The sequence below is a fragment of the Yersinia vastinensis genome (genome assembly GCF_902726565.1).
In the GTDB taxonomy this organism is placed as follows: Bacteria; Pseudomonadota; Gammaproteobacteria; order Enterobacterales; family Enterobacteriaceae; genus Yersinia; species Yersinia vastinensis.
Map to the genome: position 1 here is coordinate 270,197 of NZ_CACVAF010000007.1, position 6,767 is coordinate 276,963.

The following is a 6,767-nucleotide window of genomic DNA, read 5'->3' on the forward strand; positions in this document are numbered from 1 at the left end:
GTGGGGTAAAAGACACCCCCAGTGAGGAAAATCACGGCAATGAATAATAAAAGATTCAATTGTATTGGTATTGTCGGTCACCCACGGCACCCAGCTGCACTTGCCACTCATGAAATGCTCTACCACTGGTTAAACGCTAGAGGTTATGACGTGATGGTGGAACAACAGATTGCTAAAGACCTCAAGTTAACCAACGCTGTGACTGGCAGTTTGGCTGACATCGGCCAAAAAGCTGATTTAGCTGTTGTCGTCGGCGGCGATGGCAACATGCTCGGTGCTGCTCGGGTACTTGCTCGCTATGATATCAAAGTGATCGGTGTCAACCGAGGCAACCTAGGCTTTTTGACCGATTTAGACCCAGATAACGCCCAGCAGCAACTTTCTGATGTGCTGGAAGGCGAATACCTCAGCGAACAACGCTTTTTGCTTGAAGCGCAAGTCACACGGACAAATCAGCAAAGCCGCATCAGCACGGCCATCAATGAGGTGGTTTTGCATCCTGGCAAAGTTGCCCATATGATTGAATTCGAAGTGTATATTGATGACCGCTTCGCATTTTCACAACGTTCTGATGGGCTGATTATCGCCACCCCTACGGGTTCTACCGCTTACTCACTCTCTGCGGGCGGCCCCATTTTAACACCAACACTGGATGCCATTGTATTAGTTCCCATGTTCCCTCATACGCTGACAGCTCGCCCACTAGTTATTAATAGTAGCAGCACCATCCGTTTGAAGTTTTCTCAAATTACCAGCGATCTGGAAATTAGCTGTGACAGCCAGATAGCCTTGCCAATTCAAGAGGGGGAAGAGCTTTTAATTCGGCGTAGCGATTTTCACTTAAACCTAATTCATCCTAAGGACTACAGCTATTTCAATACGTTAAGCACAAAGTTGGGCTGGTCAAAAAAATTATTCTAAAAAACGCCTCAAGGACTTTACTGTATATAAAACCAGTTTATACTGTATTCAAATACAGACATGTGTTTATGTACAGGAGATTTACCATGCTGGCCCAATTAACCATCAGTAATTTTGCTATTGTGCGTGAGTTAGAAATTGATTTTCAGCCCGGAATGACTGCAATTACTGGTGAAACAGGAGCGGGTAAATCTATCGCTATAGATGCATTAGGGTTGTGTCTTGGTAGCCGCTCAGACGGCAGTATGGTGCGTTTAGGGGCAACACGTGCGGATATCTGTGCACGCTTCTCACTCGCAGATACTCCCTCAGCTCGCCAATGGCTAGAAAACAATCATCTCGATGACAGCAATGAATGCCTGCTGCGGCGTGCAATAGGAACCGATGGCCGCTCAAGAGGATTTATTAATGGGACTGCCGTTCCTTTGTCCCAATTACGGGAATTGGGGCAGCATCTGATTCAAATCCACGGCCAACATGCACATCAATTATTGTTAAGACCAGACCATCAAAAACAATTATTAGACGCTTACGCAGACCAATCCTCTCTGTTGGCTGAAATGAAAGCGTCCTATCAAATATGGCATCAAAGCTGCCGCGCATTAGCCCTGCATCAGCAACAATCACTTGAGCGAAATGCGCGTCATGAGCTACTGCAATATCAGTTGAAAGAGCTGAATTCATTCGCTCCACAGGCTGGGGAATACGAACAAATTGATATCGAATATAAGCGACTGGCTAACAGTGGTCAGTTGCTGTCACTCAGTCAACAGGCTTTGCAGTTACTGGCAGACGACGAACAGAATAATATTCTTAGCCAACTTTACTCAGCCAAGCATCAATTGACTGAACTGGCGGGTATGGATGATCAATTTAACAACCTGCTAAATATGCTGGAAGAAGCGTCCATCCAAATCAGTGAGGCCAGTGATGAATTACGTCATTATGCTGAACAGTTTGATATGGATCCCAACAGATTGTATGAGCTGGAACAACGGTTATCTCGTCAATTAAATCTGGCTCGTAAACACCATGTTTCCCCAGAAGAACTACCGCAATTCCATCAACAGTTGCTAGATGAGCAAGAACAACTATCACAACAAGAAAATGATCATGAACAACTTAGTCATGCAGTCAATATTCATTATCAAAACGCATTGGTCATCGCTAAGCGGTTACATGAGGAACGCCAGCATTATGCTGACGAACTGGCCGCACTGATTACCGAAAGCATGCATGAACTATCTATGCCCCACGGTAAATTCACCATAGAAACCCAATTTGAGCCTGAACATCTCAGTGCTGAAGGAGCAAGCCGTATTGAGTTCTGCGTGACGACTAACCCAGGTCAACCACTACAACCACTGGCTAAAGTGGCCTCGGGTGGTGAACTATCACGTATCGCCTTGGCTATTCAGGTTATTACAGCCCGTAAAATGGACACACCTGCGCTGATCTTTGATGAGGTTGATGTAGGTATCAGTGGGCCGACGGCCGCCATAGTGGGTCGCTTATTGCGTCAGCTAGGTGAATCAACTCAGGTTATGTGTGTAACTCACCTTCCACAAGTTGCAGGTTGTGGTCATCAACATTTCTTTGTGAGTAAACAAACTGATGGCACTGAAACCGAAACACAGATGCATCGGTTAGATAAAAAAGCCCGCTTACAAGAGTTGGCGCGCCTTCTGGGCGGAAGTGAAGTGACGAAAAACACCTTGGCAAATGCAAAAGAATTGCTCGCAGCGTAGAAAAGATTAACTTTTTTCCTTTCCAGAGGTCATACAGGTGCCCTGTAAAGGTTTCCAACTGCTGCAAGGTCTATTATCATCGTCATCCTACGCCCTAAAGGAATGTGATTACTATGCGCTGTAAAATGCTGACTGCCGCCGCTGTGATGCTTGCAATGCTTACTGCGGGTTGTTCAACGCTGGAGAAGGTGGTCTACCGGCCTGATATTAATCAGGGTAACTATTTATCACCTAATGACGCGTCCAAAATCCATAAAGGTATGACCCAACAACAAGTGGCATATACCTTAGGCACTCCAATGTTGCAGGACCCGTTTGGCACTAAAACTTGGTTCTATGTGTTCCGCCAACAACCAGGCCACGAGAAAGTCACACAACAAACCTTAACGTTGACCTTCGATAGCAGTGGTGTACTGACCGATATCAAGAATGAGCCAACATTAGCAGGAAATTAATTTATCCGAAGATTGCAGAGCACGTTGAGGGAGCAAATGCTGATGGGGCTTTAAGTGTTAAGCCTATTGATGTTTATACATCCGCACGATAGTACGCGTTTTCCTTCAATAGCAGTCCAGGGCTACAACAAAAAATAAGGCGCATATTGTGCCTTATTTTTTTGCCTGCTCCGCACGCTGTCGACGCAACTCTTTAGGATCGGCAATTAAAGGGCGATATATCTCGACGCGATCACCATCATTAAGTTTATCACCAAGCTTTACCGGGCGGCTGTAAACCCCCACTTTGTTCTTTGCCAGATCAATATCAGACCGTAACTCAAGCAGACCCGATGTATTGATAGCATCCTCAACTGTGCTTCCCTCGACAAGAGTCACAGTACGTAAATATTGGCGTTCAGGTAAGGCATAAACTACCTCAACGCGAATATTAGACACTGTAAACCTCTTTAGCTCGTTGGGTGAAAGCTTGCACCATATTCCCCGCTAATTCTTTGAATATTTTACCAAAAGCCAATTCAATCAACTTATTGGTAAATTCAAAATCAAGGTGCAATTCAACTTTACAAGCATCCGCACTCAATGGGGTGAAATGCCATCCCCCCATAAGTTTACGAAACGGCCCATCAACCAGCTGCATAGCAATGCTCTGGTTATCAGTTAATGTATTACGTGTTGTGAACGTTTTACTGATCCCGGCTTTCGCAACATCAACGGCAGCCGTCATTTCATTTTCAGTAGCATCAAGAACCCGGCTTCCGGTACAACCGGGCAAAAATTCTGGGTAAGAGCGAACATCATTAACCAGTTGATACATCTGTTCTACACTAAATGGAACCAGCGCAGAGCGGCTAATCTGTGGCATAACATTTCCTGTGTGACATAAAACGCACTGATAATACCATTTATCTATCGCCATACAAAAAATCTGCTAGGCATTCCGTGCAACAAATGAGACAAAATGCACAAGCATCCTATGGGAAAGGATTTCATTCGTCTGCGCATACAGTATAATGATCAACACTATGACAAAGAAAAAAGCATACAAACCCGGTTCCGCGACCATTGCGCAAAATAAACGTGCCCGTCATGAATACTTCATCGAAGAAGAATTCGAAGCAGGTCTTGCATTGCAAGGTTGGGAAGTAAAATCACTGCGTGCGGGCAAGGCAAACATCAGCGATAGCTATGTTATGTTTAAAAACGGCGAGGCATTTCTATTTGGTGCCACGATTACGCCGTTGAACGTAGCATCGACTCATGTTGTCTGCGAGCCAATGCGTACTCGTAAACTGCTGCTGAACAAGCGCGAATTGGACTCTCTATTTGGGCGAGTCAATCGTGAAGGTTATACCGTAGTCGCACTCTCCATGTACTGGAAGAATGCGTGGACAAAAATTAAAATCGGTGTAGCTAAGGGTAAAAAAGATAACGACAAGCGCGATGATATTCGTGATCGCGAGTGGAAATTAGACAAAGCGCGTATCATGAAGCACGCAAATCGTTAAGTCACTGGCTTAGCAGGACATAGTTCTGTTATACTGACGAAGTTCTTTGGGGCTGATTCTGGATTCGACGGGATTCGCGAAACCCAAGGTGCATGCCGAGGTGCGGTGGCCTCGTAAAAAACCGCAAAAAAATAGTCGCAAACGACGAAAACTACGCACTAGCAGCTTAATACCCTGCTTAGAGCCCTCTCTCCCTAGCCTCCGCTCTTAGGACGGGGATCAAGAGAGGTCAAACCTAAAAGAGCTCGTGTGGAAACCTTGCCTGGGGTGGAAGCATTAAAACTAATCAGGATAGTTTGTCAGTGGCGTGTCCATCCGCAGCTGGCCGGCGAATGTAATGATTGGACTAAGCATGTAGTACCGACGGTGTAGTAATTTCGGACGGGGGTTCAAATCCCCCCAGCTCCACCACTTTTAGTTTTACCGAAGTATAGTAAAGTCTACTAAGCCCGCTTGGAACCAGCCTTGCGGGCTTTTTTACGTCTATAGTAGTCTACCGAGAATTGCTAGAAACCACTACTTATGGCACCCTCCTTGGGACCCAACACAAAGGGTCCAAAACTTGAGGGTCCCAAAATGGCAAAACTCGCAAAAAAACTCACGGATACAGAAATCAAAAGCACTAAACCTTCAGACAAAGAAATCAACTTGTTTGACGGTGATGGCTTAATGCTAAGAATCGCCCCCCTCTCAAGGGGTGGAAAGAAAAATTGGTATTTCAGGTATGCAGTGCCAGTAACTAAAAAGCGAACAAAGGTAAGCCTCGGAACCTACCCCCACCTCACGTTAGCAAGAGCAAGAGTTTTGCGGGATGAATACCTATCCTTACTTGCCAATGGCATCGATCCACAAGTCCATAACAACGATAAGGCTAATGCATTAAAGGATGCTACTGAGCACACGCTCCAAGCCGTTGCTCGAAAGTGGTTAGATGAGAAGGTAAAGACATCTGGTATATCCAAAGACCATGCAGTAGACATCTGGCGTAGTCTTGAACGAAATATCTTCCCCGGATTAGGCAATGTTCCTATCAAAGAGATCCGGCCTAAGTTATTGAAGCAGCATCTTGACCCCATTGAGCAACGCGGTGTATTGGAAACCCTGCGCCGAATCATTTCCCGCCTGAATGAAATCTTCCGCTGGGCAGCGACAGAAGAACTTATTGAGTTTAATCCTGCTGATAATCTCGGTCAGCGTTTTAGTAAACCTAAAAAGCAAAATATGCCCGCCCTTCCCCCCAGCGAACTACCAAGATTTATGGCTGCACTGGCTAATGCTTCCATACGGCTGGAAACACGTATGCTGATTGAATGGCAATTGCTTACTTGGGTTCGCCCCGGAGAGGCTGTTCGTGCGCGTTGGGCTGACATCGATACAGAGAACAAAATCTGGAACATCCCCCCCGAATTTATGAAGATGAAACGTCCTCATAAGGTGCCGCTCAGCAAAGAAGCTCTTCGTATATTAGAAAATATGCAGCCTATCAGTAGCCATCGTGAATGGGTGTTCCCCAGCATAAAAACTCCGCTGACCCATATGCATGAGCAAACAGCCAATGCAGCGTTAATCCGTATGGGGTTAGGGGGTGAATTGGTCGCCCACGGTATGCGATCTATCGCAAGGACAGCAGCAGAGGAATGCGGTAAGTTCAGGACAGAAGTTCTCGAATCGGCTTTGGCTCATACCAAAAGCACTGAGATTATAGCCGCTTACAATCGTGCAGAGTATCTCGTCGAAAGAGCAGATCTTATGCAATGGTGGGGGGATTATATTCAAGTGCAGAAACATAAGGCTATTGCAGCGTGATAGTGATGTGATCTTACGGCTCCAACGAGATCTGTGTTAAATGACCCAAACAGAAGTTTATGGTCTTGGTTTCCGTGCGATGGCTTGTATCGCATTGGTTGAATAAGGTCAATGGTCAATGGTCAATGGTCAATGGTCAATGGTCAATGGTCAATGGTAGGCAGCTTACCTTAATGCAAATTGTGAAGGGATGGTTAGACCGTTTGTGTGTGCTAAATAACCGAATATATAGCAGAAAATTATTGAGTTTTCTTTGAACGATTATATCTAAATTTCATAAATTCTCTGCTATATTATCAATAATCTAAGCACTCACGGCGGAGTTGTTT

Annotated in this window: 7 protein-coding genes and 1 other RNA gene; 6 read left to right on the top strand and 2 right to left on the bottom strand. The window is 45.4% G+C overall.

Going from position 1 to position 6,767, the window contains the following annotated elements:
• Positions 1-39 precede the first annotated feature (39 nt).
• The 3 genes from nadK to bamE all read left to right on the top strand — a co-directional run bounded on the left by nadK (position 40) and on the right by bamE (position 3,124).
• Positions 40-921 carry an NAD(+) kinase gene (gene nadK, locus HUZ92_RS13020; protein ID WP_050100854.1) on the top strand — a complete coding sequence of 294 codons (882 nt, stop codon included), beginning with the start codon at positions 40-42 and terminating at the stop codon, positions 919-921.
• An 86-nt stretch (positions 922-1,007) separates the two neighbouring features.
• Positions 1,008-2,669, top strand: coding sequence for a DNA repair protein RecN (recN, locus tag HUZ92_RS13025; protein WP_050140660.1), 1,662 nt, complete (start codon positions 1,008-1,010; stop codon positions 2,667-2,669).
• 113 nt (positions 2,670-2,782) lie between these two features.
• On the top strand, positions 2,783-3,124 hold the full coding sequence (bamE, locus tag HUZ92_RS13030; protein WP_019212230.1) for an outer membrane protein assembly factor BamE: 342 nt from the start codon (positions 2,783-2,785) through the stop codon (positions 3,122-3,124).
• 153 nt (positions 3,125-3,277) lie between these two features.
• On the opposite strand, the gene HUZ92_RS13035 is transcribed toward bamE, so the two are convergent.
• Both HUZ92_RS13035 and HUZ92_RS13040 read right to left on the bottom strand, forming a co-directional pair.
• Complete coding sequence (locus HUZ92_RS13035) at positions 3,278-3,562, bottom strand: RnfH family protein (protein ID WP_050100856.1); 285 nt, start codon at positions 3,560-3,562, stop codon at positions 3,278-3,280.
• Complete coding sequence (locus HUZ92_RS13040; RefSeq protein ID WP_050100857.1) at positions 3,555-3,989, bottom strand: type II toxin-antitoxin system RatA family toxin; 435 nt, start codon at positions 3,987-3,989, stop codon at positions 3,555-3,557. The genes HUZ92_RS13035 and HUZ92_RS13040 overlap by 8 nt, the downstream gene beginning before the upstream one ends.
• A gap of 160 nt (positions 3,990-4,149) precedes the next feature.
• On the opposite strand from HUZ92_RS13040, the gene smpB reads away from it, so the two are divergent.
• The 3 genes from smpB (at position 4,150) to HUZ92_RS13055 (ending at position 6,438) form a co-directional block, all read left to right on the top strand.
• Positions 4,150-4,632 carry an SsrA-binding protein SmpB gene (gene smpB / locus HUZ92_RS13045; RefSeq protein ID WP_032910756.1) on the top strand — a complete coding sequence of 161 codons (483 nt, stop codon included), beginning with the start codon at positions 4,150-4,152 and terminating at the stop codon, positions 4,630-4,632.
• Between the two features lie 48 nt (positions 4,633-4,680).
• Positions 4,681-5,043, top strand: a transfer-messenger RNA (tmRNA) gene (ssrA, locus tag HUZ92_RS13050).
• Positions 5,044-5,208: 165 nt separating this feature from the next.
• Positions 5,209-6,438 carry an integrase domain-containing protein gene (locus tag HUZ92_RS13055; RefSeq protein ID WP_145579619.1) on the top strand — a complete coding sequence of 410 codons (1,230 nt, stop codon included), beginning with the start codon at positions 5,209-5,211 and terminating at the stop codon, positions 6,436-6,438.
• Positions 6,439-6,767: the final 329 nt, after the last annotated feature.

Bases quoted from the DNA above. Each gene is read 5' to 3' on its own strand.
- recN (WP_050140660.1), top strand. From the start codon at position 1,008: ATGCTGGCCCAATTAACCATCAGTAATTTTGCTATTGTGCGTGAGTTA.
- HUZ92_RS13040 (WP_050100857.1), bottom strand. From the start codon at position 3,989: ATGCCACAGATTAGCCGCTCTGCGCTGGTTCCATTTAGTGTAGAACAG.
- nadK (WP_050100854.1), top strand. From the start codon at position 40: ATGAATAATAAAAGATTCAATTGTATTGGTATTGTCGGTCACCCACGG.
- smpB (WP_032910756.1), top strand. From the start codon at position 4,150: ATGACAAAGAAAAAAGCATACAAACCCGGTTCCGCGACCATTGCGCAA.
- HUZ92_RS13055 (WP_145579619.1), top strand. From the start codon at position 5,209: ATGGCAAAACTCGCAAAAAAACTCACGGATACAGAAATCAAAAGCACT.
- bamE (WP_019212230.1), top strand. From the start codon at position 2,783: ATGCGCTGTAAAATGCTGACTGCCGCCGCTGTGATGCTTGCAATGCTT.